The following is a 24,707-nucleotide window of genomic DNA, read 5'->3' as shown; positions in this document are numbered from 1 at the left end:
CCTCATTCATTTATTGTCCCGCTTCTTTCAGAATTATAGCATAATCGTTTTTAAAAGCCATTTCGTAAATTAACTATAATTGTTTATGTATTGATAAATTATACCGGTACAATTATAATATAAACGTATAATATGAAAATAAAGGCAGGATTTCTTCTACACTTGCGAAGCGGATGCTTGAAGCGGCTGCAGTGCATTTATTCGGCATGCAAGCGGCAATCAAATAAAGGAGGATATAAACGATGGGGACATTGCCAAAAGACTTTTTATGGGGAGGCGCTCTGGCCGCCCACCAATTTGAAGGGGGATGGAATAAAGGCGGCAAGGGGCCGAGTGTAGTGGACGTCATGACGGCAGGGGCGCATGGTGTGCCCCGGAAAATAACAGATACAATTGAAGAGCGGGAATTTTATCCGAATCATGAAGCGATCGATTTTTATCATCGTTATAAAGAAGACATCGCGTTATTCAGCGAACTGGGCCTGAAATGTTTAAGAACGTCCATCGGCTGGAGCAGAATTTTTCCTAAAGGTGATGAAGCCGAGCCCAATGAGGAAGGATTGGCTTTTTACGACCGGGTGTTTGATGAATTGCTGAAACATGGGATTGAACCGGTAATCACGCTGTCACATTTTGAGATGCCGCTGCATTTGGCGAGGGAATACGGCGGTTTCAGAAACAGAAAAACAGTCGGATTTTTTGTGAAATTCGCTGAAGTGTGTTTTGAACGCTATAAACATAAGGTGAAGTATTGGATGACGTTTAACGAAATTAATAATAAGATGGATGTGAAAAATCCGATCTTTTTATGGACGAACTCAGGCGTCGCCGTCAAAGAAAACGAAAACGCAAAAGAAGTCATGTATCAGGCCGGCCATCACGAACTGCTGGCAAGCGCATTGGCTGTTTCGAAGGGAAGGAAAATCAATCCCGAGTTCAGGATCGGCGCGATGGTATCACATGTTCCGATTTACCCGTACTCATCTCACCCCGATGATGTGATGCTGGCTGAAGAAACGATGAGACAGCGTTTTTTCTTCCCGGACGTGCAGGTTCGCGGATATTATCCAAGCTATGCGTTAAAAGAGTTTGAAAGAGAAGGCTATCAGATACACTTTGAAGACGGTGATGAAGAGATTTTGAAAAACGGCCGAGTGGACTACCTCGGATTCAGCTATTACATGTCTACAACCGTAAAAAGTGATGTATCAAACGATAATACCGGAGATGTCGTGAACGGAGGATTGCCAAACGGCGTGGACAATCCTTATATTACAGCGAGTGATTGGGGCTGGGCGATTGACCCGACCGGTTTACGGTACACATTAAACCGCTTATACGACCGCTATCAGATTCCATTATTTATCGTGGAAAACGGATTCGGCGCCATCGACACATTAGAAGAGGACGGTTCAATTCATGACACTTCAAGAATTGAATATTTATCGTCACATATAAAAGCTTTGAAAAAAGCAATCACATATGATGGTGTGGATGTAATGGGCTATACACCATGGGGAATTATTGATATCGTGTCATTTACAACCGGAGAAATGAAAAAACGCTACGGCATGATTTATGTTGATCGGGATAATGAAGGCAACGGTTCAATGAGGCGGCTTAAGAAAGACTCATTTGAATGGTATAAAAAAGTGATTGAAACAAACGGTTCATATGTATCCTAAAGGTGTAAAAAGGGAAGGCTTCACCGTCGTGTGAAGCCTGCTTTTTATCAGTAATTTTGAAAGCGTATTCATTCAAGCGGGAAGGAGGTGACTGTCCGGCTTTTCATTTAGAATCGCTTATAAAAATAAGGAAAGGGATGGTGGTTCATGTTTTTTAAAAAAGGTCTGCACATGACGCTGGTTTTTCTTATGTTTTTCTTTTTCATATCAAGCAGCATGGAAACCGAAGTGTATGCGGCTGATCGGAAGGCTTCAGACAAAAACAAAGTAAGGGTGTGGTTCAGTTCTGAAAAAGATCCGGCTTCCCGTACGTGGTATGACGGGCCGCTGGAAGTGAAATACGCCTTAGACGAACAAACACCGCTTACATTGACAAAAAAGAAGGCTTCTGACTCCGCCGCTGTGTATATTGATCCGTCGCGCCGCTATCAAAGTGTGTTAGGCGTAGGATCGTCTCTGGAAGAATCCACAATCCATAATTTATCAAAAATGACACCCGCAAAAAGAAAGGAAGTGCTGAAAAAACTGGTTGATCCCAAAGATGGTATCGGCATGGACGTTATGCGCATAACGATCGGGACATCTGATTTTACGGCACAGGAATTTTATACGTATGACGATATGCCTGAAGGCCAAACAGATCCTAAGCTCCGTCATTTCTCGATCCAAAAGGATATTGATTTACACATTACAGCAACCATCAAGGAAGCGCTGGCGATAAATCCGGAACTGAAAATCATTGCCTCGCCGTGGAGCCCGCCGGCTTGGATGAAAACGAATGAAAACCTCAAGCGGGGAAAGCTGAAAGATAAATATATCGGCGCACTGGCCGTTTACTTCCGCAAATTTATTGAGGCGTACGAAAAGCAAGGAATTCCGATTTATGCCATGACCCTTCAAAATGAACCTTTGCTGGAAATCGACTATCCGAGCATGTATATGCCGCCGTCTCAGCAGCGCAAACTGGCACTGGCCTTAAAAAAAGAAATGAAAAAACACGTAATTGACACGAAAATTTGGATTTATGATCACAATGCGAGCGGGGCGTGGAACTATATTCCGCCGATTTTAGATGATAAAAAAGGAAACCGGGCGGCAGACGGCATCGCTTTTCACGATTATGACGGTGACCTTTCCGTCATGTCGGAAATCGGAAAGAGATATCCTGATCAATCTATTCACTTAACGGAGCGGTCTGTCTGGGGGACGGCAGGGGCGGACCGGATCGCGCAGTATTTCCGCAACGGCGCGTCGAGCTACAATGCGTGGGTGACGATGCTCGACAGTCAAATCAAGACGCATCATTGGATAGGCACCCCAGACCCGACGCTGTTTATTCAGGATGCTAAAAACCCTGACCGCTATTGGAATATCCCGATCTTTCATATGACAGGCAACTTTTCAAAATTTATCGACCGGGGAGCAAAGCGGATAGAAAGTAATTACGGCTCCAAAAACACAGTCTCGAATGTATCGTTCCTTAATCCTGATCAATCCATTGTGACAGTCGTAATCAACCAGACATCCGCCGATCAAAAATTCCATGTCGTTTCAGAAAATCGGCAGTTTGAAGCTGTCACCCCGGCTAAAACTGTGGCTACCTACAAATGGAAGTGAAAAAAGTAAAAAACCGGCACATTTACGTGCCGGCTTCTTTCTGTTAAGCGCCTTTTTGGTTCAGTTGATCAGAAGGCGCTTTATTGAATAAACCGTCTTTGACGGCGTTTGAAGCCGCATTTTTTACAAAAAACGGGTTAAGGATAATAACGGCTGCCATGTTAGCGGTCAAACCCCAAAAGCCTTCATATATACCGTGGGCGGATTGGGTGATATTTACCGTGAATGTCACGATAAGACCGACGAGAAGACCGATAATTGTCGCTTCTTTCGTTTGATTCTTCCAAAACAGACTGACGGCGATAGCCGGAAAGATCTGAACCATGCCGGAAACACCGAGAAGCTGAAGGGTAACGAGCGCAGTCGGGAACAGCATGCCGAATAAAAGCGCGAGTCCGATGACGACAAATACCATTGAACGGGTGATCATCGTCAGCTTGCTTGGTGACACATTCGGGTGAATCAAATCCCGATATAAGTTATTCGCAAATAAGTTTGATGCCCCGATGGCCATGATAGAGCAGGGAATCAATGACGCAAGGGCAATCGTGGAGTAAGCAAAGCCCTGCGCGACTCCGCCGTAAGACGTTTGAATCAGCTTCAATAAAGCGAGCCGCGGATTGGTATCTTCCGGCAGGACAAGAAACGCGATAAAGCCGAGAAAAATAACAAGAATCAAAACAATATTATAAAGCGGCAGAAACATGCTGTTTTTGCGGACGGCATCTGCGCTTTTTGCCGTAAATACGCCGGTTGCCGCATGCGCCCACATAAAGAGCGCCAGCGCAGATACGATGGAAGCTGTGATAAACCAAGGAATTCCTTTCGGCCCCGAATCCGGGATCGTCAGCATTTGCGGCGCTTTTTCAGCCAGAGTGTGAATCATCGGCGTCCAGCCGTGAAAATGGATCAGCGGGAGTGAGACGACCATAAACAGCATAATCACCCACACCAGAATGTCTTTAATAATCGCCGTAAAGGTCGGCCCTTTAATTCCGCTGAAAAAAGTATACAGCGCTACAAGAATAAAAGAGATGATGACGACCATATTGACATTAATGACACCCGTTCCGGCCACCTGAAGCGTATCTTGAATTCCGCTCAGCTGGAGACAAATATAAGGAATGAGCATAAGAACGCCGACAATGGCGACAAGACTGGCCAAAAGTTTACTGTCAAAACGCTCACGGGCATAATCGGCAAGCGTCGTTAATTTGTGTATTTTTGCCACTTTCCATAGCTTCGGCAGAAAGAAATAAGCGATAAAATACGCCAAAACAGAATACGGGATTGCAAAAAAAGCAACGCTTCCCCCTGTGTAGGCTGTGCTTGTTAAGCCTAAAAACGTATAAGCCGTATAAAGATCCGCGCCGACTAAAAACCAGACGAGGAGCCCCCCGAACCGTCTGCCGCCGACAGACCATTCCTCAACAGAAGTGCGAGATGATTTGTCTCTCCCGGCTATAAAGCCGATGCAGACAACGGTTAAAACGATGATGGCTGTAATGATCAATGCTGTTATATTTGCGGGCATCAGTCCAGTCCTCCTTGTTTCTTCTGCAGCCTATAAATAAGAAACGAACATAATGGAGTGACTGCGATCCATAAAAGCAGCCAGAAATGAAAAAAAGGCAGCCCGATAATGATCGGATGAACCCGATTAGCGGCTGACAGCAGGGCCAGCTGGCTGAAAGGGATTAAGATGAGAACGAAAATTAGTGCTTTTCTGACCATTTACTTTCCTCCTGAAACTTGATAATGCTCCTTATCATAGCAGGTGTCAGATAAGATCACAAGATATTTTTCAGAAAAAAAAGAATTCTATTACTTTTTTAACTGAAACACTTTAGTTGCATCTTCATTCATATTAAATTAGAATGATTAATATCTCGAAATCAAGATATTTAGGAGTGAATACGTTGGATACACAAGGATTGCACCATGTTACCGCATTTGCAAAAGATCCTGCTGAAAATCTTCGGTTTTATACTGAAGTGCTGGGTTTGCGGCTCGTTAAAAAAACCGTTAATTTTGACGACCCGGCCACTTATCACTTTTATTTCGGCAACCAAAACGGAGAGCCGGGCACGATTATTACATTTTTTCCTTTTCAGGGAAGCCGCCCGGGAACCGTGGGAAAAGGGCAGGCCGGAAGAATTTATTTCTCCGTGCCGAAAGGAGCACTCGCGTTTTGGAAGCGCCGGCTTGAAGAAAACGGCTTGTCTGTAAAAAAACAGATCATGCTGTCTGAACAAGTGCTTCTCTTTAATGATACAGAAGACCTGCCGCTTGCCATAATGGAAGATGAAAGAAGCGGACAGAGTGAATGGACTCCTCCGGGCATTACTGAAAAAGAAGCGATCACAGGCATGAGAGGTGTTCTTCTGTACTCGTACCGTCCTGAAGCAACCATTCAATTTCTCATAGAACGCTTCGGTTATTCAAAGACAGGAGAAGAACATCAGATTGTCAGGCTGCAATCGGAGGCGCGGATCGGACATATTATAGATGTTGACCTTGCGCCGAAAGAAACAGGTACCGGCGGTTACGGGACAGTTCATCATGTCGCTTTCCGCACTAGCGAAAAAGAGCAGGCGGAATGGAAGGATATTCTTGCTAATTCTCATCTTGCTTCATCTGACATTCTTGACAGGTCTTACTTCACATCAATTTATTTCAGGGAAAGCGGCGGCATTTTATTTGAAATGGCAACCGATGAACCGGGCTTTATGACGGATGAATCCTTTGAAAATCTCGGAACAGAGCTGAAGCTTCCGGAATGGCTGGAAGAGCATCGCAGCCAGATTACAGCTGTTCTGCCCAAAATGGAGAAAGGAGAATGATGATGAAACATGTGTTTGAACAGGGAACGTCAGAAAATGTTCTGCTGCTTTTGCACGGAACGGGAGGAAATGAACATGATCTTCTGTCGCTCGGACGTTTTATCGATCCGAAAGCAAGTCTGCTCGGGGTCAGAGGATCAGTGTCGGAAAACGGCATGCCCCGTTTTTTTAAGCGGCTGAAAGAAGGCGTATTTGACGAGAAAGATTTAATTGAACGGACGGAAGAATTAAAGAATTTTATTGATGAAGCGGCGCAAATGTACGGATTCAGCAGAGAAAACGTGATTGCTGCCGGCTATTCAAACGGCGCCAATATTGCAGCAAGTCTTTTGTTTCATTATAAAGATGTACTGAAAGGAGCGGTTCTGCATCATCCGATGGTGCCGATACGCGGAGTGAAGCTGCCTGATATGGAAGGTCTGCCTGTGTTTATCGGTGCGGGAAAACGCGATCCCCTATGTACAAAAGAAGAATCGGAGGAGCTTTATCAGTATCTGACAGCTGCTCATGCATCCGTTGCTCTTGAATGGCAGGAGGGCGGTCACCAGCTCACACAGCAGGAAGCAGAGCAGGCACGAACCTGGTACAGTGAGCGATTCCTATAAAAAACCCTTAGTCTGCTTAAGCGGACTAAGGGTTTCTTTCATCTTACAGCCAAGTTGACACTTTAGATACAGGCAGCCGGTTGCTTTTATGCGCTGGCTTAACGGCTTTACCGATTGAAATCAGCATGACGGGCACGAAACGCTCGCTCACGTCGAATTCTTTAACGAATTGCCCTTTATTGAATCCGCCGATCGCGCAAGTGTCGTAGCCTTTTGCTTTAGCGGCAAGCATCAGCTGCATCGCTGCTAAAGAAGCGTTTAAAAATGCTGAATCACGGGCAAACTGATCATTTTGGTATGCACCGTTAATCTGGCCTAAAAGCGTTTGTTTAATCTCTTCTGTGATATTGCCTTGCTCAGCCAGTTCAGCATAAACGTCTTCACCATTTTCATTTGCTTTTAAGTCGCCTAATACGGCAATAACTGCTGATGAATCAATAATCTGTTTTTGATTAAAAGCAACCGGAAGCAGGGCAGCTTTTGCTTCATCACTGTGAAAGACTTGAAAATGCCAATGCTGAAGGTTCCAGGCGGAAGGCGCTTGCGTTGTGATTTCAAGGAGTTCTGTTAACTCCTCTTTTGTAATGACCGCGTCTTTATCGTATTCTTTAACAGATGCGCGTTCTTTTAAAACGTCTAATACGGATGTCATCATGTTTCCTCCTTCGGATAAACGTGTTATCATAATAGAAAAGTTAGAAGCTTACTAAATGTAACTCGGAAACTAATTTTAATGGATCACAAAAAACTTGTCAATTCATAGATGAAGGGATGAACTCACGTGGGATATACAATGTGTCCTAAAATGGAATCCGCTTTTTCCCTTTTGGGAAAGCGCTGGAACGGCCTCATTATCCATGTACTGATGGACGGGCCGAAACGATTTAAAGATATGACCGAAACGATACCGACAATCAGCCAAAAAATGCTCGCGGAGCGGCTCAAAGAGCTGGAACAAAATGAAATCGTCGAGCGTCAGGTGCTGCCTGAAACACCTGTCAAAGTCATTTATAAACTGACTGATAAAGGCTTGGCCCTGCAAGCCGTTTTTCAGGAAATGCAAAAATGGGCAGACAGTTTTTGCGAGCCCGGAGGATCTGCCAACGACACATGTGATGAATAACATAGGCTGCCCAAGGCAGCCTTTTCTTAATGATGATGTTTACTCGTCATAAAAACCATTAATATCAAAATTGTTCAGATTGAGATTCAAGCCTTTTAATTGCTTTAATAAAGCATCAAATGTAAGGAAATAATCATTTTTACATTCCGCCGGGACATCATTTGGAGAAAATAGTTTCATTCCTCCCTCAATCCACTGTTTCCGGTATAACTGAAATGCTGCTTCAATTAAATGATCAGGCGTTACAATAAACCCTAGGCTTACGTCATGGTCTTCGCTGTAACCGAATTCAAACCCGCAGCAGGGGCAAATATCAAATGTTTTTTGATATTCGCCGTTATAAACGGGTCTTGTCTCTAATCCTTTAAATCCGCATATCAAACAAGGGTACAACTCACTAACCAACATACATCCCTCTTTTATTCAGTTTGCGATCATTCAGAACAAGCGGGGAGGCCTTTTACAGTTTCCCGGTTAAAAACTGAGCCTCACCAAGCCCGAAGCTCCAATCGGCGTTCCCGTTTTCTGTAATGGAAATCATGACGTCCTCGGGTGATATGCCGCATTCTGTTTTAAGCTGATCAGCCATCAGTTGATATAATGTTTCTTTTTGATGTTCGGTGCGCGCTTTGCTGACAATGCTGATGATGACAAGATCTTTGCTTCTTTTGAAACCGAGCCCGGTATCTTCAATGATAAGCTCATGAGGCCGATGCTGGTGAACGATCTGATAACGGTCCGTTACAGGGACATCAAAAGCTTTAACAATGGCGTAATGGGCGGTATCCAGTAATTTTTTTAATGCTGCGTCATCCCGGCCTTCAATAACGTCAAAACGAAGTAATGGCATATTTTATTCCCCCTGATGGTTTTATATAATGTCGCAACTTGTAAAAAAGTATAACAGTTAATCAAAATGTAATCAAATTATAACCAAAATATTTATACATTAATGCAATATCAGAGAGAGACACATGTTGTTACAATCGCCCAATCAATTTCCTCATTTTATGAATACGCTTAAGAATAGGCAGACATAAAGGAGGAAAAACATGTACCCTCGTCATGCATTGTATCGCGGGAATTTCGGTCCTGCCGGATTTCCGGCGAGAAGTCCTTTTTTGTTCGGCGCTCCTTTATTCGGCGGATTTTTAGGCGGTCTTCTCGGAGGCGTGATTGCCACAGGTTTTACAAGACCCCGCTATCCGTACGGGTTCGCCGGTTACGGATACGGAGGCGTCCCATACGGCGGTTTCGGGCCGGGAGCCGGCGGTTATCCGCCATTTTATTAAAGAAAAAACGGCCTGCATCGCGCGGGCCGTTTTTTTATCTTAAAATCTCCACTTCCGATAGATTGTAGTCTTCCTGTTTTGAAAACATAACTTCAATCATCCCGTCTTTATAGACTGCTTTTGTTCCTTTTCGTTTGACGAGGCTCGGAAGGACGATTTCTTTTTTTCCTTCTCCCAGACTGCTGTTCTCTACAACGAGGCTGTGTGACGTATGCTTAATCCTGATACGGTCGAGTTCTTCTTGTTCGGCGGGAATTTTCGCAAAAACATGATCGGATGTTTCAAAAAGGTCAATTTCCGGCTTGGGCGGTTCCGCTTCGACCGGCTCGGCATTTTTGGACATGGGATCGCGAAAAGGGAACTGTCCGGCATAACCGGCGCCGAATACGCTTTCCATCACTCGGTTGACATATGTCTCGACATCTTTCGGATCAGCATTTTTAAACGTTTCTTTAGAGAACTGATTTTGGAAGGGAAAATATTTGTTCCAATCAAACACGGCATCTCACCCTTTCTTAACGGACAACATAGTATATGCCCGCCGGAAGCTTCCCGTGATATAATATAATCTGTTTACAGAAAGGAAGGGGAAGGCCGTGCAAGGGAATAACGCAAGAAAAGGAATCATTTATACCGCTTGTTCTTTCGCCATGTGGGGGCTGTTTCCGGTCTATTGGAAACTTCTTGAACAAATACCCGCATTGGACATTTTAGCTCACCGGATTTTATGGTCATTTGTTTTCATGTGTGTGCTTTTAACTGTGCTTAAGAAGTGGAAAACCGGATGGCGTGAACTGCGTCTTTTGAAATCGGAAGGGGGCCTGCTGGCGCTTTTTTTCGCTTCCGTTTTAATTTCCGTTAATTGGTTTGTGTACATATGGGCCGTTAATCACGGCTTTTTGCTTGAAGCAAGTCTCGGGTATTACATTAATCCGCTCGTTTCCGTTCTTTTGGGCATCCTATTCTTAAAAGAAAAGCTTAACAAGGTGCAAACAGCAGCCGTTTCTATTGCCGGGGCGGCCGTGATCATATCTGCGTTTCAATATGGCGCGGTTCCTTATATCGCATTGCTGCTTGCATTCAGCTTCGGCCTGTACGGCTTATGCAAAAAAAGAACCCGCATGTCCAGCACGATGGGACTGACGCTGGAGACGCTTTTGATTACCCCGGCTGCACTTATTTATTTAGGATATACAGCTGACGGGAGCACTTCCGGGTCCTTGGGGGCAGGAACATGGGCGCTCCTATTTTTCGCAGGCGTATTTACGGCCCTGCCGCTGTTGCTGTTTGCAGAGGGGGCAAAGCGTCTGCCGCTGTATCAAGTCGGCATTTTGCAATATATAGCGCCGACTATTACCCTTATGCTCGGCGTATTTGTGTATCATGAACCGTTTTCCGGGCAAAAAGCGTTTACCTTCATTTGTATATGGGCAGCATTGCTTTTGTTTACCTTTTCACAGATAAAATGGAAGCGGCCGATAAAAAGCCGCTAAGCCTTTCGCTTTCCAGCGATAGCTTAAATTATGTATAATCATTACGAGTATGTAAAGGAGCTGTACAATGGGCACTGATAAAGACATAGCAAAAGCCTATCAGGCACTGTGGAATAACCGCACTCTCCCGGCTTCAACCCTTGAAGAAGCGGAGAAGGCAATTGATCTTGAACTGCTTGATCAAAGAACACATCCGAGGCTCCGGAAGACACCCGAGGAAAAGTTTGCTCTGGCGGTGCAGCGAATTGTAGATTCCCGGCTGCGGCCGATTGAGAAATATGAATTGGTTGAACTACATACGAAGCGTTTGCAATTTTTAAAAGAAGAAAGAGGGGAGCAGCTATGAAAGCGATCATAAAAGAAGATGTGCAAACTTCTTTAGAGCGATATGCCGATCGTCCTGTATATATCCATTTGGAAACAACGACCGGTTCTTATTCAGCGCATCTGAATGAGAAAAACATGACGGTTGTAGCCTATATACGCAATGCAAAAGTGACGTACCATCAGGCGAAAATCAAAGGAAACGGCCCGTACCGCGTCGGTTTGAAAACAGAAGAGGGCTGGATTTACGCAGAAGGTTTAACTGAGTATACAGTAGATGACGAAGACCGCTTGTTAATGGCAGGGCATCTGCCGGGCGGAAAATTGGCGATTTCGCTTCAAATCAGCGAAAAGCCGTTTACAGTTTAAAGAAAAGGGTGAAAATCATGAAAGAACATGTACTCGTCATCCTGCCTCACCCTGATGATGAATCATACGGAGTGGCAGGGCTGATTGCTTTACACAGACAAAAAGATATTCCCGTTACGTATGCATGCGCAACGCTTGGCGAAATGGGCCGGAACATGGGAGATCCTTTTTTCGCGAACCGTGAAACACTGCCGCTGTTAAGAAAACAAGAGCTGATCGACGCATGCAAAGCAATGGACGTTACTGACCTGAGAATGCTCGGGCTTCGTGATAAAACACTTGAATTTGAAGATGACGAGTGGCTCGCGGATATGATGGAAGAGATTATCGACGATGTAAAACCGAGTCTGATTGTTACATTCTATCCGGAGCACGGCGTCCATCCGGATCATGATGCATGCGGCGAAGCGGTTATCAGAGCGCTTTACAGAAAGAAAAAAGAGGACCGCCCGCGCACGCTTTGCATGGCAATCACCCGCAACAGGGAGGAAGCCGTCGGCAAGCCTGATGTCATTCTTGATATTAAAGAGGTTGCCGATATTAAAATGAATGCATTAAAAGCGCACCGCACCCAAACGGAAGGCATGCTGAGAGAGCTGGAAGAAAAAATAAAAAATAACGAGCCGGTTCTTCAGACATGGTTTGAAGAAGAAGTGTATTGGACATATCCGTGGAAAGACTGATAAAAAAAGGGATAAGGCTGAAATGCCTTATCCCTTTTTTTGTGTCAGATCGGAGGCGATCGCTTCCGCAAGCGAAGACCGTATTGATAAATTTGAAAAACTCAGTCCGAGCTGCACCGCGGTTTGGGCGATTTCAGGACGAATTCCGGATAATGTCGCTTTCACGCCGAGCATTCCGAGTGATTCAATTAAGGTGAAAAGCTGTTGGGCAACCATCGTATCAATCATGGCTACGCCCGATAAATCAATGTACAGCTGCGTGATGCGCTTCTCTGAACACTGATGCAGCGTATTCTCCAAAATCATTTTGGCTCTTGCCGTGTCAATATCCCCGATCAGCGGCAGCAGTCCGACATTATCAAAAAGCACAATTACCGGCGAGCTCAGCTCGGTGATCAATTCTTTTTGCGCTTCAAGCTGAATGTTTGTGTTTTTATACATTTCCTCTATGAAAATATGAATCACCACATCAAACGATTTAATCAGCGTATGGAATATATCTTCGGCATCTTCTTCTGTCAAGGTGTCTGAATGAAGTCTGGTAAACTGCTTGACATGGCCGACATACAAATCACGAACTCTGATAAACTCGCGAATAATATAATGGATGGGAGTTTTTAAATGTTCTTCATCCCGTGCGGCTTCAAACGCCCACTTTTCCAATGCCGCTGTATATACTTCCTTCTCTTCAGAAAAAATCCGATTGAGCTGATAATTAAACGCCAGATTTTGTTTTTTCAGATTCGTGAGTACAGCCGGGTCAGTAGAAGCATAAACAGAATCAGGATCCGTATCATGAAGGGTATCAAACCATGTCTGACTGATGTCCTCCGCCCGTTCAGTTAAATAATCGTACAGCAGTTTATGTTTTGGCATTGCTGCTCCTCCTTTATGAAATCATCATTTTTTTCACATAATGCTTTTGCAGTTTCATCAGTCTGAAGAATAAACCGACAGCTCCTGCAGCAAGTCCTGCAATTAACCCGATCCAATAGCCGTATGCCCCGAGGCCCGTATAAGTGCCGACTGCGTAACCGACCGGAAGCCCGATAATCCAATACGACACAAAAGCCGCGCCGAGTGTATAGTTGACATCCTTATATCCTCTCAGAGCGCCTTGTATCGGAGCTGCTACGGCATCAGAAAGCTGGAAAAACAGCGCATAGATTAAAAAGTGCTGCGTCAACATGAGCACCGCCGGATCTGATGTATACATTCCGGCGATTTGCGGTCTGAACAGTAAAATGAAAGCCGCCGTGCATAAAGAAAAACTAAGCGCCATCACGATCCCGATATAGCTGTATGAGCGGGCATCTCTATAGCGATTTGCGCCTGCTTCAAAGCCGACCAAAATGGTCATGGCCATGGATACGCTGAGCGGCAGCATATACAAGAGAGAAGCAAAATTCATTGCCGCCTGGTGAGCTGCAATCGTCACCGTCTGAAAATGGCTCATAAGCAGTGTGACAGCCGCAAAAATGCTCGTTTCAAAAAAAACGGCAAAACCGATAGGCAAACCGATTTTCAAAAGCTTTCTGCATTCAGACGGAGAAAAACGGTACAGTTTCCGAAATACAGAGTACCCGGCAAACGGCCCAAATCTGCAGACGATAAAAAAGCTGATGGCGCAAATACACCAATAAGTCAGGGCGGAAGCGAGCCCCGCACCGACTCCGCCCAATGCCGGCATGTTGAATTTCCCGAAAATAAATACATAATTTAAAACAAAATTAATAGGCAATGAGCAAAGCGTAATAAGCATTGTGACTCGCGTTTTGCCGAGTGCATCAATAAACGAGCGCAAAACGGTGTACACAAACAAAGGAAAAATACCGAGGGATAAAAAGCCTGAAAAGTGTTTGGCGATCGTCCGGACACGAGGTTCCAGCCCCAAATGTCCCAAGATCATATCAACGGTGAAAAAGCCGATCAGGATAACCGCCGCACTGAGAACGGCCGCTACATAAACGGCCTGGATGACGGAAAACGGCACTTCCTTTTGTCTGCCGGCTCCAAACAGCTGCGAAACAACGGGCGTAACGGCCATTAATATTCCTGCAAGGCCCGTATAAACCGGCGTCCACAGGCTTGAACCGATTGCAACCCCGGCTAAATCGGCAGCGCTCACTTTCCCTGACATCACCGTATCCAAAAAGGTGATCAGGGAAAGGCCCGCCTGTGTGATTAAAATCGGAATGAAGATATGTAACAGCTGTCTGACCTTTTGGCCGATCGTGTTCGTTTCTCTCAAGTTAGGTTCCCCGTTTCTTTATTTTAACGAGAGAAATTATAACATTTTATGTATAAAAAGCAATGAAAGCCGGCCTACTCTTTTTTATCCGGTTTCGGCTTTTTAAACATCTTGGCATAAATGAATGAAAGTGAAATGACCCCTAAAAAGGTGCAGATATATTGCATCAGCCGTGCGAATTCCATATGATGTGCGCCTCCTTTCATGATTATGGTGCACACAGCGGCGCATATCCATGCGCGCGATGCAGAAAATAAGGGAAAGGAGCTGATGTGACATGCGCCACACTCAAATGACGGAAAGCGCGTTTACCGCTGCCGTTCAAACGTATTTGAAACAAATTACAGAGGATGCCGGAATGATACTGCGGACATTGGATGAAAAAGACCAATGCCTTCTTTGTGAATTAGATGAACTGGGACATACGTTTCAGGAAATGCAGGCTGTCGCTTCGTCGTTTTACCTGCAGACATATATCGAACATTTTACGCCTTCCTATACAGAGCTGGCGAGGGCCGTGCAGCATCTGGCGGAAGAAAAGCACGGAGCGCTGATTGTGATTGAACGTGCAGATCCGCTGGACGGAATAATACAAAAAGGGACCAGCCTGCATGCCGAGATCAGTGCGGCTTTAATTGAGAGTATTTTTTATCCCGGCAATCCGCTTCACGACGGAGCCGTATTGGTCAGAGAAAACCGGGTTGTATCAGCAGCCAATGTGCTTCCGCTCACAACAAAACATGTCGATCTCAAATACGGGACGCGCCACAGGGCCGCGATGGGACTTTCGGCCGTGACTGATGCACTCGTGCTCGTTGTTTCAGAAGAAACGGGAAAAATGTCCTTTGCTAAAGACGGCGGACTGTATCCGCTTGTTTCTCCGCGGGCGCTTCATGCGAAATAATAAGAAAATGGGAATATTGTACCCATTTAATATTAATAAGGTGAACATCTTTACCTTTTTCTGTATTGATGTTATCGTTTAAATATACATAAAATTTAAAAGAATAGGGAGTGGAAAGATGGCAAATGTATTGATGATCGGCTTTCCGGGAGAAGGCCATATCAATCCGTCTTTAGGCGTCGTAAAAGAACTGAAGGCAAAAGGGGAACATGTCGTATATTACGGCGTGAAGGAATATGAGAACAAAATCGCGTCAAGCGGAGCGGAATTCCGTGAATATGAAGATTTCCGAAAAGATGAATTCGGAAAAAACGCAACGGGTGATGAACAGCGGGACGCTACCGAGTTTTTGCTATTAATGATTGAGACTTCCAAAAAAGCCGCACTCCGTATTCTTGAGGAAGTAAAAGATGAATCCTACGACTACATCCTGTATGATCATCATTTTCTGGCAGGAAGGCTCGTGAGAAACCAGCTGAAATTGCCGGCATATTCACTTTGTACGACATTTGCAATGAATGAAGCATTTATTAAAGAAGTGTTTTCAAATACAAACCTTGTATCAGAGGAATCATCTCATTATCCGGCTTATACCGAAGCGGTCAGCCGGCTCAATGAAGAATTCAGCGCAGACATTAAAACGCCGTATGATATTTTCTCAAATGACGGCAGAAAAACCATCGTGTTTACTTCAAGAGCGTTTCAGCCGAAAGAAGAAGAGTTTGGCGATTCTTATCTCTTTGTCGGCCCGTCCATTACCGAAAGGGCGGCGGCTCAAGATTTCCCGTTTGAACAGCTTGAAGGAGAAAACGTCCTGTTTATTTCCATGGGCACGATTTTTAACAATCAGAAGGAATTGTTTAATAAATGCTTAAAAGCGGTCAGAAACTTTAACGGAAAAGCCGTCATGTCAATCGGCAAACATCTTGATCCGGCGGAGCTTGATGAAATTCCTGAGAATGTCATTGTAAAGCCTTATGTTCCGCAGCTTGAGATCCTGAAGAGAGCGGACTTATTTATCACTCACGGCGGAATGAACAGTACGAGCGAAGGGCTTTACTACAAAACCCCGATGATCGTCATTCCGATGGGCGCAGATCAGTTCGCCGTCGGAAGCCAAGTGGAAAACACGGGCGCGGGCAAGATGTTTAAAAAAGAAGATGTAACAGCGGAACTGCTCACTGAAGCAATAAAAGAATTGAGCGAAAATCCTGAATATCAGACAAAAGCTTCTGAAATCGGAGAATCCCTGAAAGCGGCCGGCGGAGCACAGCGTGCAGCGGAATTGATAGCAGAAGACGTGAAAACAGCCGAGACCCGGGTTCTGTAATCAGCCGTCACCCGCTTCCTAAAGGAAGCGGGCTTTTTTTGATTGTTTTTCGGGAGGATTTTTCACGCCGTAAAGAGAATTGTATGAAAAACAGACAAGAAAGGTGGAATGTCGCGGAAAAAAGCCATGTTATGAAAATGATTCCAAAGTCTTTTGTGAAATTTTCTCAATTTATGTAAAATGTGTGGCATTGGTGATGATCTAAGGCCAAATGAATCGGAATTAATGTCGACTTCTGAATGAATCCTGCATAACAGGCGGCGTCCAAAGAAAAGGAACGTCCCTTTCAGCAATGATAAATAGGAGGTTTTTCGTTATATGAAGAAAAAAATCGCAGCCGGTCTGGCTGTATCTGCAGTAATGACTTCAACCTTTGCCGTGCATCCCGCTGAAGCAAAAACCATTCAAGTAAAAAGCGGCGACTCTCTTTGGAAGCTTTCCCGGCAATATCATACAAGTATTTCAGCCCTGCAGGCGGAAAATAAACTCAAATCAACGATACTCCACCCAGGACAGCGGCTGCACATTCCTGACGGCAGCGGCAAAACCGGACAAAAGGGAAAACGAAGCACGGGTGCTTACACAGTTACATACGGAGACTCATTATGGGTGATCGCAAAAAAATACAAAATGAGCGTTTCTGAGCTGAGAAGCCTCAACCGTTTGAGTTCAGATGTCATCTACCCGGGCCAAAAACTGAAAATTAAAGGGTCTGCCGGCGGCACGGACGGAGGCGGCAGACAGACAAAGCCTGATAAAGGCGCATCAGGGACTTACACTGTGAAGCCGGGTGACTCGCTGTGGAAAATTGCCAATCAAACCGGCATCACCATCGCCGAACTGAAAAAGCTGAATCAATTAACATCAGACATGCTGTATCCGAATCAAGTGTTAAAGATTAAAGGTTCTTCACATAACGGAAACAGCGGCAAAACACCGCCATCTCATTCAAACCCTTCTGAGAAGCCATCCACTTACAAAGTAAAAGCAGGCGATTCCCTCTGGAAAATTGCTAATCGGTTCGGCATCACCGCTCAGCTCATCAGAGAAAAAAATAAATTGACAACTGATGTGCTTCAAATCGGACAGGTTCTGGTGATTAACGGAACGGGAAAAACAGAAGATCCTGTGCGGCAGCCGGATAACAAACCGGCAAAGCCAAACAAGCCGAATACTCCCGAACCTCCGGTGACAGGGTCAAAGATTGACAGAATGATAGGCGAGGCGAAAAAACATGTCGGCGTTCCTTACCGCTGGGGAGGCAATACGCCTGCGGGCTTCGATTGCAGCGGTTACATCTATTACCTTTTAAATAAGGTAAGCTCTGTTTCCCGTCTGAGCACGGCCGGATATTGGAATACGATGAAACATATCAGCCAGCCGTCAGCAGGCGACTTTGTCTTCTTTACGACATATAAAGCGGGTCCTTCTCATATGGGAATGTATTTGGGCGGAGGAAATTTTATTCACGCAAGCTCCTCCGGGGTTGAAATTTCAAACTTAAGCAATCCATATTGGAAAAAAGCGTATTTAGGAGCGCGCAGTTATTTTTAAAAAAAGCCTTTCGGGGCTTTTTTTGTTTACCATTTTCACGTTTTGACAAGACTGATAGGTAAAAAATAAGGGGGAGGAAGCATGAATCGTCTCTTGCTTTTTCTCATGCTCGCATCAATTACGCTTTGCGGCTGCGGGGAGAGACCCGTTCCTGTTCCGCCCAAAAAACATGGGGAAAGCCGCGCATTGGAAGCATCTGCATACCGTGAGCATGCCGTACTCATCAATCAAAACGGAAAAACGATCGGATATATTGAAGTGAGGGAATCTGATGATGAAGGGTCAGACATTCATATATCAGCGGGGCATCTGCCGCCCGGCACTTCTCTCGGATTTCATATTTATGAAAAAGGGACTTGTCAGGCACCTGATTTCGAATCAGCCGGGGGACCGTTCAACCCTTTGAACAAAGAACACGGCTTCAACAATCCGATGGGTCATCACGCCGGGGATCTCCCCAATCTTGAAGTGGGGGCCGACGGTAAAGTGGATGTCATTATGAACGCGCCGCAAACTTCATTAAAAGAAGGGAGCAGACTCAGCCTGCTCGACCGGGACGGAAGCGCGTTCGTCATTCATGAACATACGGACGATTATTTAACAAACCCGAGCGGAAATTCCGGAGCCAGACTCGCCTGCGCTCCCCTGACAAAAAGCGCCCGCAGGGAATGAGCCCTTTTGTATTGAGTATACAAGGGCTTTTTTAGTATACTCGGTTATGGAATACAAATGGAAAGGAAACATCACCTATGACTTCAGAATTACAGCACCTATCACTTCCGGAAGATATACAAAACAAACTGCAGGCTTATCAAAATCATCCCGTTTCCCAAGAATTTCAGGATTTAATCGGATCATCAGGCTATGAAGCCGAAGATAAAGCGATTGTATTCGATGCCGTCATCGCTTTGACAATGGGAAAAAATATCTTATTAAAAGGACCGACGGGTTCAGGAAAAACAAAATTGGCGGAAACGCTTTCGAACTATTTTCATAAACCGATGCACAGCGTCAACTGCTCCGTAGACCTCGATGCAGAAGCGCTTGTCGGCTATAAAACGATTGAAAATGAACAGGGACAGGCGACAATTGAATTCGTTCCCGGACCTGTAACAACCGCAATGAACGAAGGACATTTTTTATACATTGACGAAATCAATATGGCAAAGCCTGAAACCCTTCCGATTCTAAACGGCGTGCTTGATTACAGAAAAATGATGACAAATCCCTTTACAGGAGAAGTGATTAAGGCAAGCGAAGGATTCGGTGTTATCGCCGCGATTAATGAAGGCTACGTCGGCACCGTTCCGCTGAACGAAGCCCTTAAAAACCGTTTTGTCATCATTGATGTTCCGTATATTAAAGGAAGCCTCCTGAAACAGGTGCTGACCTCTCAGTCTGTCTTAAAAGATGAGAAATTAATTGAACGCTTTATGACGCTGTCTTCTGATTTAATCGCACAAGCGCATAACGGACAAGTGTCAGAAGAAGCGGCGTCCATCAGGGCTCTCATTGATACGTGCGACTTGGCTGCGTACATCCCGCCGAAACGGGCGATTGAAAGAGGCATCGTGGAAAAACTTGACGACGACAGGGAAAAAGCCGCTGTCAGAAATATTGCAGAAACGCTGTTCGAATGAGGGACATACAATGAAGTTTATCAAATTTAATGACAGCACGATTGATTCGTTTTTGTTCATGATGCTGACTGACCTGGCCAAAACACTGACCAGAAGCAGTGAAGTTGAAGTGGAATATGGCGTGCAGTCTTACTACAATCCCTTTGAAAAGAAGATTTACATGAGCCACTTTTGGAAAGACCGATCAGCCGGGGATATGGAAGCCGGCCTGAAAAGCGATGTCTATTTGCGCGCTGTCGGAACACGCAGCAGCTCATTTCGGGAATTTGCGGGGTTTTTAAATGACGTTCACCGGCACTTCACCCGCCAAAGCTTTGCCAAGCAGCTGTTTATGCTGCTCGAGGATATCAGAATTGAAGAGCTGATCAAAAAAGAACGGCCGGGAACGAAACGTGTTTTTCAGAAGCGGAGGGAGATGTACAGGAAATATTTCACGACGCAGCTGACATTGAATTTAGAACGGAGCATTTTCACCGACGCTTTGTATTGCGCGATGTTTGTCAAGCTGACGGCTGAGTCTCCGCTTGAAGGCATTCCTTCCATGCATGAACATATTGACATGATGATACCGTATATTGAACGTCAGCTCATCCGGATGTATGAGGCGGATTCTACGGAACAAATTGCAAGAATAACGGAAGACCTCATGGAAGGCCTTGATGAAGTGCTTGAGAAAGATATGCTGAACACGTACTTTTTTCTGCCGGAACTTGATTACGAAAAAGCGGCTGAAGAGCCTTTATTCGAAAGCGTAAAAAAAGCGCCTTCGTTAAGTGACGATCTCACGCTCCCTGAGTCTTCCGACGGAGATGAAGAAATCCTTGAAGAGAAAATGAATACGTGGCACCGGGAAACCGAAGCGCCGGCAAAAAGTTTCCTTCAATTTGATATTGAGCACGGCGCGAAATCAGATCTTGGGAAAGACGCGGCCAGAGAAGGCGATGACGGTGACCAGGCGCTCGGCTCCGTTCAAGGTTCCGCACGTCAGACGAAAAGAGAGGATTACTCCAAACTGGAAGCGCTTGAATCCATTCAGGATGAACATGAGGGCGCGGGGCTGGCTGACGGAAAAGAAAACAAATTTGCCTTCCCGGTTTATCAAACGCCTCATAAAGCGTCTCCTGAAGAGGAGCAGTCTTATAAAGAACAGGCAAAAACGATAGAATCATATCAAAAACGCCTGAAGCAGATGATACAAAAAACACTTGAGCACAAAAAAACGCTCCCGCGGACCGACCTTCACGCAGGCCGGCTGAATCGCAAACTGATCCGCTATTTTACGGAGCGGAACCCGCGCCTTTTCTATAAAAAGCAGGATCCGTCCTCAGACATTGACGCCGTTTTTACATTGCTTGTCGATTGTTCGGCCAGCATGTTCGACAAAATGGATGAAACAAAAAGAGGGATCGTTCTTTTTCATGAAGCCTTGAAATCAGTGTCCGTACCGCACCAGATCGTCGGGTTTTGGGAGGATACGAACGAAGCGACTGAAACGAGCCAGCCGAATTTCTTCAATACCGTCATTCCGTTTGAAGAGTCGCTGCTGCAGGCGGCGGGTCCGCTGATCATGCAGCTTGCGCCTGAAGAAGATAACAGAGACGGATACGCCATCAGACAAATGACGAAACAGCTGATGCGGCGGAGTGAGGCGCAAAAATTTTTAATCGTGTTTTCAGACGGAGAGCCGGCAGCATTCGGATACGAACAAAACGGCATCGTCGATACGAGCGAGGCTGTCATCGAAGCGAGAAAAAAAGGGATAGAAGTCATAAATGTTTTTCTGTCCAATACTGCGATAGAAGAATCACAGATGAAAACCATTCAGGATATGTACGGAAAGTACAGTATTTTTGTTCCGGATGTCGATCAGCTGCCCGATGTGCTGTATCCGCTCTTGAAAAAACTGCTTCATAAAAGCATAGGATAGGCTTTTTCCTATGCTTTTTCGCTTTTTATTTTAAAATGATTTAATTTTTTCGGTATTGATCTGTTTTTTTTACTATTTTGTGAACAATCAAGGTAGAATCCAAACGCAATCAGTGGTAAAATATCCTTGGAAGCGTTTTTATTACATAATTTTGGGCACAGCGTTCAAAAGTTATTTCAAGATAGTGAATTGATCACTTGATTATCTAGGTTGGGGGTAATATTCAAATGTTTCAAAATAATATGAAACAAAGAATGAATTGGGAAGATTTTTACGGACCGAACCTCGGCTATGCACTGGAGCTGTACGACCAATATGCTGAAGATCCAGACAGCATTGATCCGGATCTGAAAGACATGTTTGACGAACTCGGCGCTCCGCCAAGCCAAATAAAAGAGGCATCGGGAACAAAGGAACAGGGACGCGTCACCGCAGATCTGATTCAAAAGATCGCAGCAGCAGTTAAACTTGCAGAAGATATTCGAACCTATGGCCATCTGAACGCTTCCGTCAATCCGCTCAGAAAGGATCCGAAAAAGAGCGAGCTCTTTCCGTTATCCGAGTATGGGCTTACAGAAGAAGAAATGAAAGCAATACCCGCGTCTGTCATCTGTAAAGACGCACCTGCCAATATAACAAACGGCTTAGAAGCCATCCAGCATTTACGCAATACCTATAAAAGAACCATCTCCTTCGAGTTTGACCATGTGCATGATTTCGAAGAGCGCGCATGGATTACAAAAATGGTCGAATCCGGAGAACTGTTCCGGAAAAATTCACCGGAAAAACTGTCAGCCGTTTTAGAAAGACTGACGGAAGTAGAAGGATTTGAACAATTTTTACACCGGACATTCGTCGGTCAGAAGCGTTTCTCAATTGAGGGGTTAGACGCGCTTGTGCCGGTTCTTGACGACATTATCGCCCAGTCTGTGAAAGCGGGCACAACCAATGTCAATATCGGGATGGCGCACAGAGGCCGTTTAAATGTGCTTGCGCATGTGCTCGGCAAACCGTATGAGATTATTTTCTCAGAATTCCAGCACGCGCCGAATAAAGACCTTGTGCCGTCTGAAGGATCGACCGGCATCAGCTACGGCTGGACGGGCGATGTAAAATACCACCTCGGTGCAGACAGACAGCTTCAGGATGCTGAAACCAAAAGTGCGCGGATTACGCTTGCAAATAACCCGAGCCATTTGGAATTCATCAATCCGATTGTTGAAGGAAGCACGCGGGCGGCACAGGAAACAAGAACGCAAAAGGGGTACCCGGTTCAAGACGAAACAAAATCGCTCGCCATTTTAATTCACGGTGACGCAGCGTTTCCGGGAGAAGGCATTGTCGCCGAGACGCTGAACTTAAGCTCTCTGAAAGGCTATCAGGTCGGCGGGGCCATTCATATCATCGCCAATAATATGATCGGCTTTACAACTGAAAGCGATGAATCACGATCCACGAAATATGCCAGTGATTTGGCGAAGGGCTATGAAATTCCGATCGTTCACGTCAACGCGGATGATCCGGAAGCATGCCTGTCAGCCGTTAAATTTGCGGTTGAATACCGGAAGCGGTTCAATAAAGATTTCTTAATCGATTTAATCGGGTACAGACGGTACGGCCACAATGAAATGGATGAGCCGTCAACGACACAGCCGATGCTGTATGACGCCGTCAGAAAACACCCGACTGTCAAGCGGATCTTTGCGGAAAAACTCGTAAGTGAAGGTCTGATCAGCGAGGAAAAAGCGCAAAACATCGAAACGGCAGTGACAAAACGAATTGAAGACGCCTATAAAAAGGTGCCCGCCAAAAAAGAAGACGCTGTACGGGAAATTGAATTGCCGGAACCGGTGTCCAACGGTTTTCCAGACGTTGACACAGCCATCGACTTTGATGTTCTCCGCAAGCTGAACGGCGAACTTATCAACTGGCCGGAATCTTTTAACGTGTTCGGCAAGCTGAAAAGAATCCTGGAAAGACGTGCAAAAGCGTTTGATGATGATCGTAAAGTTGAATGGTCATTGGCTGAATCGCTTGCGTTTGCTTCCATTTTGAAAGACGGCACGCCGATCCGGCTGACCGGACAGGATTCAGAGCGCGGAACGTTCGCTCAAAGAAACCTTGTGCTGCATGACAGCGAAACAGGAGAAGAATTTGTTGCCCTCCATCACTTAGACGACTGCGCTGCTTCATTTACGGTGCATAACAGCCCGCTCTCTGAAGGATCGGTTCTCGGCTTTGAATATGGATACAACGTGTATTCGCCTGAAACGCTTGTGATGTGGGAGGCGCAGTACGGGGACTTTGCCAATGCGGCTCAAGTCTATTTTGATCAATTCATATCTGCAGGACGGGCAAAATGGGGACAAAAATCAGGACTGGTCATGCTGCTGCCTCACGGTTACGAAGGGCAGGGCCCTGAACACTCCAGCGGCCGCGTCGAGCGGTTCCTGCAGCTGGCGGCGGAAAACAACTGGACGGTGGCCAACCTGACAAGTGCGGCTCAGTATTTCCACATTTTAAGAAGACAAGCGAAAATGCTGCTTCGTGAGGAAATCCGCCCGCTTGTGATCATGACGCCGAAGAGCCTGCTGCGCAACCCGAATACGGTATCTGAAGTGCAGGAACTGAGCGAAAGCCGATTCAAGCCTGTCTATGAGCAGTCCGGTCTTTCCCATGCTTACGAAAAAGTGACTCGCGTCGTATTATCAAGCGGAAAAGTGTCAATTGATATCAGCGATCACTTCAACAAAATGGAAGGCGATAAGGATTGGCTTCATATTGCCAGAATCGAACAGCTGTATCCGTTCCCGGCAAAAGATACGAAGGAGCTTTTCGCCAAACTGCCGAACCTGCAAGAGATCGTTTGGGTTCAGGAAGAGCCGCAGAACATGGGGGCATGGAGTTATATCAGCCCGTATCTGACGGAAATCGCGCCAAAAGGAGTAAATGTCCAATACATCGGCCGAAGAAGACGATCCAGTCCTGCAGAAGGAGATCCGACAGTCCACAAAAAAGAACAGGAACGCATTGTATCTGATAGCTTGACTCGCAAAAACTAAGGGGG

25 protein-coding genes are annotated in these 24,707 nt (G+C 45.5%); 17 read left to right on the top strand and 8 right to left on the bottom strand.

All coding sequences use genetic code 11. The annotated features are described in order from the left end of the window. Positions 1-242: 242 nt before the first annotated feature. Both bglA and SB724_RS05355 read left to right on the top strand, forming a co-directional pair. Positions 243-1,685, top strand: a complete 1,443-nt coding sequence (gene bglA, locus SB724_RS05360) for a 6-phospho-beta-glucosidase BglA (RefSeq protein ID WP_265971557.1) — start codon at positions 243-245, stop codon at positions 1,683-1,685. Between the two features lie 147 nt (positions 1,686-1,832). Next, entirely contained in the window at positions 1,833-3,302 is a 1,470-nt protein-coding gene (locus SB724_RS05355) for a glycoside hydrolase family 30 protein (protein ID WP_265971558.1), read from the top strand. A gap of 43 nt (positions 3,303-3,345) precedes the next feature. On the opposite strand, the gene SB724_RS05350 is transcribed toward SB724_RS05355, so the two are convergent. Both SB724_RS05350 and SB724_RS05345 read right to left on the bottom strand, forming a co-directional pair. Next, the gene (locus tag SB724_RS05350) at positions 3,346-4,836 is read right to left on the bottom strand and encodes a sodium:solute symporter family protein (RefSeq protein WP_044802205.1); all 1,491 of its coding nucleotides are present in this window, start codon (positions 4,834-4,836) and stop codon (positions 3,346-3,348) included. Further along, complete coding sequence (locus tag SB724_RS05345; protein ID WP_007612000.1) at positions 4,836-5,036, bottom strand: DUF3311 domain-containing protein; 201 nt, start codon at positions 5,034-5,036, stop codon at positions 4,836-4,838. The genes SB724_RS05350 and SB724_RS05345 overlap by 1 nt, the downstream gene beginning before the upstream one ends. 185 nt (positions 5,037-5,221) lie before the next feature. On the opposite strand from SB724_RS05345, the gene SB724_RS05340 reads away from it, so the two are divergent. Continuing rightward, positions 5,222-6,145, top strand: a complete 924-nt coding sequence (locus SB724_RS05340; protein ID WP_410570369.1) for a ring-cleaving dioxygenase — start codon at positions 5,222-5,224, stop codon at positions 6,143-6,145. A gap of 2 nt (positions 6,146-6,147) precedes the next feature. Then, positions 6,148-6,750, top strand: coding sequence for an alpha/beta hydrolase (locus SB724_RS05335; RefSeq protein ID WP_410570367.1), 603 nt, complete (start codon positions 6,148-6,150; stop codon positions 6,748-6,750). Positions 6,751-6,793: 43 nt separating this feature from the next. Here SB724_RS05335 and SB724_RS05330 read toward each other — a convergent pair whose 3' ends face one another. Next, positions 6,794-7,402, bottom strand: a complete 609-nt coding sequence (locus SB724_RS05330) for a nitroreductase family protein (RefSeq protein WP_410570365.1) — start codon at positions 7,400-7,402, stop codon at positions 6,794-6,796. 129 nt (positions 7,403-7,531) lie between these two features. On the opposite strand from SB724_RS05330, the gene yodB reads away from it, so the two are divergent. After that, entirely contained in the window at positions 7,532-7,873 is a 342-nt protein-coding gene (yodB, locus tag SB724_RS05325; RefSeq protein WP_012117759.1) for a transcriptional regulator YodB, read from the top strand. Between the two features lie 39 nt (positions 7,874-7,912). Here yodB and SB724_RS05320 read toward each other — a convergent pair whose 3' ends face one another. After that, on the bottom strand, positions 7,913-8,281 hold the full coding sequence (locus tag SB724_RS05320; protein ID WP_265971560.1) for a hypothetical protein: 369 nt from the start codon (positions 8,279-8,281) through the stop codon (positions 7,913-7,915). 52 nt (positions 8,282-8,333) lie between these two features. Next, complete coding sequence (locus SB724_RS05315) at positions 8,334-8,723, bottom strand: tautomerase family protein (RefSeq protein ID WP_265971562.1); 390 nt, start codon at positions 8,721-8,723, stop codon at positions 8,334-8,336. Positions 8,724-8,925: 202 nt separating this feature from the next. Here SB724_RS05315 and SB724_RS05310 point away from each other — a divergent pair, with 202 nt between their 5' ends. Further along, the gene (locus SB724_RS05310) at positions 8,926-9,165 is read left to right on the top strand and encodes a hypothetical protein (protein WP_003153736.1); all 240 of its coding nucleotides are present in this window, start codon (positions 8,926-8,928) and stop codon (positions 9,163-9,165) included. A gap of 34 nt (positions 9,166-9,199) precedes the next feature. Here SB724_RS05310 and SB724_RS05305 read toward each other — a convergent pair whose 3' ends face one another. Next, complete coding sequence (locus SB724_RS05305; protein ID WP_012117757.1) at positions 9,200-9,664, bottom strand: hypothetical protein; 465 nt, start codon at positions 9,662-9,664, stop codon at positions 9,200-9,202. Between the two features lie 97 nt (positions 9,665-9,761). On the opposite strand from SB724_RS05305, the gene rarD reads away from it, so the two are divergent. The 4 genes from rarD (at position 9,762) to bshB2 (ending at position 12,034) form a co-directional block, all read left to right on the top strand. Next, complete coding sequence (rarD, locus tag SB724_RS05300; protein ID WP_265971563.1) at positions 9,762-10,658, top strand: EamA family transporter RarD; 897 nt, start codon at positions 9,762-9,764, stop codon at positions 10,656-10,658. Positions 10,659-10,725: 67 nt separating this feature from the next. Continuing rightward, positions 10,726-11,004, top strand: a complete 279-nt coding sequence (locus SB724_RS05295; protein WP_007611981.1) for a hypothetical protein — start codon at positions 10,726-10,728, stop codon at positions 11,002-11,004. After that, positions 11,001-11,351 carry a YojF family protein gene (locus SB724_RS05290; RefSeq protein WP_007611980.1) on the top strand — a complete coding sequence of 117 codons (351 nt, stop codon included), beginning with the start codon at positions 11,001-11,003 and terminating at the stop codon, positions 11,349-11,351. Before SB724_RS05295 ends, SB724_RS05290 begins: the two co-directional genes overlap by 4 nt. Before the next feature lie 17 nt (positions 11,352-11,368). Further along, positions 11,369-12,034: a bacillithiol biosynthesis deacetylase BshB2 gene (bshB2, locus tag SB724_RS05285; RefSeq protein ID WP_007407961.1), complete on the top strand. Its 666-nt coding sequence runs from the start codon at positions 11,369-11,371 to the stop codon at positions 12,032-12,034. Positions 12,035-12,061: 27 nt separating this feature from the next. Here the strand turns inward: bshB2 and SB724_RS05280 are convergent, their stop codons facing one another. Together SB724_RS05280 and SB724_RS05275 are read right to left on the bottom strand one after the other, a co-directional pair. Continuing rightward, positions 12,062-12,910, bottom strand: a complete 849-nt coding sequence (locus SB724_RS05280; protein WP_007611979.1) for an STAS domain-containing protein — start codon at positions 12,908-12,910, stop codon at positions 12,062-12,064. 13 nt (positions 12,911-12,923) lie between these two features. Further along, positions 12,924-14,285, bottom strand: a complete 1,362-nt coding sequence (locus SB724_RS05275) for an MATE family efflux transporter (protein ID WP_410570362.1) — start codon at positions 14,283-14,285, stop codon at positions 12,924-12,926. Between the two features lie 277 nt (positions 14,286-14,562). Between SB724_RS05275 and cdaS the strand changes: the two genes are divergently transcribed. From cdaS to sucA, 7 genes are all read left to right on the top strand, one after another. Then, positions 14,563-15,189 (top strand): sporulation-specific diadenylate cyclase CdaS, encoded by a 627-nt coding sequence (gene cdaS, locus SB724_RS05270; protein ID WP_007611976.1) that lies wholly within the window; start codon positions 14,563-14,565, stop codon positions 15,187-15,189. Positions 15,190-15,307: 118 nt separating this feature from the next. After that, positions 15,308-16,519 (top strand): macrolide family glycosyltransferase, encoded by a 1,212-nt coding sequence (locus SB724_RS05265; protein ID WP_007611974.1) that lies wholly within the window; start codon positions 15,308-15,310, stop codon positions 16,517-16,519. 318 nt (positions 16,520-16,837) lie between these two features. Next, positions 16,838-18,073: a C40 family peptidase gene (locus SB724_RS05260; protein WP_082998596.1), complete on the top strand. Its 1,236-nt coding sequence runs from the start codon at positions 16,838-16,840 to the stop codon at positions 18,071-18,073. An 81-nt stretch (positions 18,074-18,154) separates the two neighbouring features. Continuing rightward, a complete protein-coding gene (locus SB724_RS05255) occupies positions 18,155-18,745 on the top strand; it encodes a superoxide dismutase family protein (protein ID WP_265971570.1) in 591 nt (196 codons plus the stop codon). 77 nt (positions 18,746-18,822) lie between these two features. Next, positions 18,823-19,713: an AAA family ATPase gene (locus tag SB724_RS05250; RefSeq protein ID WP_044802213.1), complete on the top strand. Its 891-nt coding sequence runs from the start codon at positions 18,823-18,825 to the stop codon at positions 19,711-19,713. A 10-nt stretch (positions 19,714-19,723) separates the two neighbouring features. Continuing rightward, a complete protein-coding gene (locus SB724_RS05245) occupies positions 19,724-21,640 on the top strand; it encodes a vWA domain-containing protein (protein ID WP_410570358.1) in 1,917 nt (638 codons plus the stop codon). Between the two features lie 227 nt (positions 21,641-21,867). Further along, positions 21,868-24,702 carry a 2-oxoglutarate dehydrogenase E1 component gene (sucA, locus tag SB724_RS05240; RefSeq protein WP_022553224.1) on the top strand — a complete coding sequence of 945 codons (2,835 nt, stop codon included), beginning with the start codon at positions 21,868-21,870 and terminating at the stop codon, positions 24,700-24,702. Positions 24,703-24,707 lie beyond the last annotated feature (5 nt).

This window comes from Bacillus sp. SIMBA_031, assembly GCF_046535225.1.
GTDB lineage: Bacteria > Bacillota > Bacilli > Bacillales > Bacillaceae > Bacillus > Bacillus velezensis.
This window is presented reverse-complemented; position numbering and strand designations above follow the sequence as displayed.

Coding starts and splice junctions, on each gene's coding strand:
- SB724_RS05260 (WP_082998596.1), top strand. CDS start 16,838: ATGAAGAAAAAAATCGCAGCCGGTCTGGCTGTATCTGCAGTAATGACT.
- SB724_RS05330 (WP_410570365.1), bottom strand. CDS start 7,402: ATGACATCCGTATTAGACGTTTTAAAAGAACGCGCATCTGTTAAAGAA.
- bshB2 (WP_007407961.1), top strand. CDS start 11,369: ATGAAAGAACATGTACTCGTCATCCTGCCTCACCCTGATGATGAATCA.
- SB724_RS05290 (WP_007611980.1), top strand. CDS start 11,001: ATGAAAGCGATCATAAAAGAAGATGTGCAAACTTCTTTAGAGCGATAT.
- SB724_RS05315 (WP_265971562.1), bottom strand. CDS start 8,723: ATGCCATTACTTCGTTTTGACGTTATTGAAGGCCGGGATGACGCAGCA.
- SB724_RS05255 (WP_265971570.1), top strand. CDS start 18,155: ATGAATCGTCTCTTGCTTTTTCTCATGCTCGCATCAATTACGCTTTGC.
- sucA (WP_022553224.1), top strand. CDS start 21,868: ATGTTTCAAAATAATATGAAACAAAGAATGAATTGGGAAGATTTTTAC.
- bglA (WP_265971557.1), top strand. CDS start 243: ATGGGGACATTGCCAAAAGACTTTTTATGGGGAGGCGCTCTGGCCGCC.
- cdaS (WP_007611976.1), top strand. CDS start 14,563: ATGCGCCACACTCAAATGACGGAAAGCGCGTTTACCGCTGCCGTTCAA.
- SB724_RS05265 (WP_007611974.1), top strand. CDS start 15,308: ATGGCAAATGTATTGATGATCGGCTTTCCGGGAGAAGGCCATATCAAT.
- SB724_RS05295 (WP_007611981.1), top strand. CDS start 10,726: ATGGGCACTGATAAAGACATAGCAAAAGCCTATCAGGCACTGTGGAAT.
- SB724_RS05350 (WP_044802205.1), bottom strand. CDS start 4,836: ATGCCCGCAAATATAACAGCATTGATCATTACAGCCATCATCGTTTTA.
- SB724_RS05335 (WP_410570367.1), top strand. CDS start 6,148: ATGAAACATGTGTTTGAACAGGGAACGTCAGAAAATGTTCTGCTGCTT.
- SB724_RS05320 (WP_265971560.1), bottom strand. CDS start 8,281: ATGTTGGTTAGTGAGTTGTACCCTTGTTTGATATGCGGATTTAAAGGA.
- SB724_RS05310 (WP_003153736.1), top strand. CDS start 8,926: ATGTACCCTCGTCATGCATTGTATCGCGGGAATTTCGGTCCTGCCGGA.
- SB724_RS05245 (WP_410570358.1), top strand. CDS start 19,724: ATGAAGTTTATCAAATTTAATGACAGCACGATTGATTCGTTTTTGTTC.
- SB724_RS05355 (WP_265971558.1), top strand. CDS start 1,833: ATGTTTTTTAAAAAAGGTCTGCACATGACGCTGGTTTTTCTTATGTTT.
- SB724_RS05345 (WP_007612000.1), bottom strand. CDS start 5,036: ATGGTCAGAAAAGCACTAATTTTCGTTCTCATCTTAATCCCTTTCAGC.
- SB724_RS05280 (WP_007611979.1), bottom strand. CDS start 12,910: ATGCCAAAACATAAACTGCTGTACGATTATTTAACTGAACGGGCGGAG.
- SB724_RS05250 (WP_044802213.1), top strand. CDS start 18,823: ATGACTTCAGAATTACAGCACCTATCACTTCCGGAAGATATACAAAAC.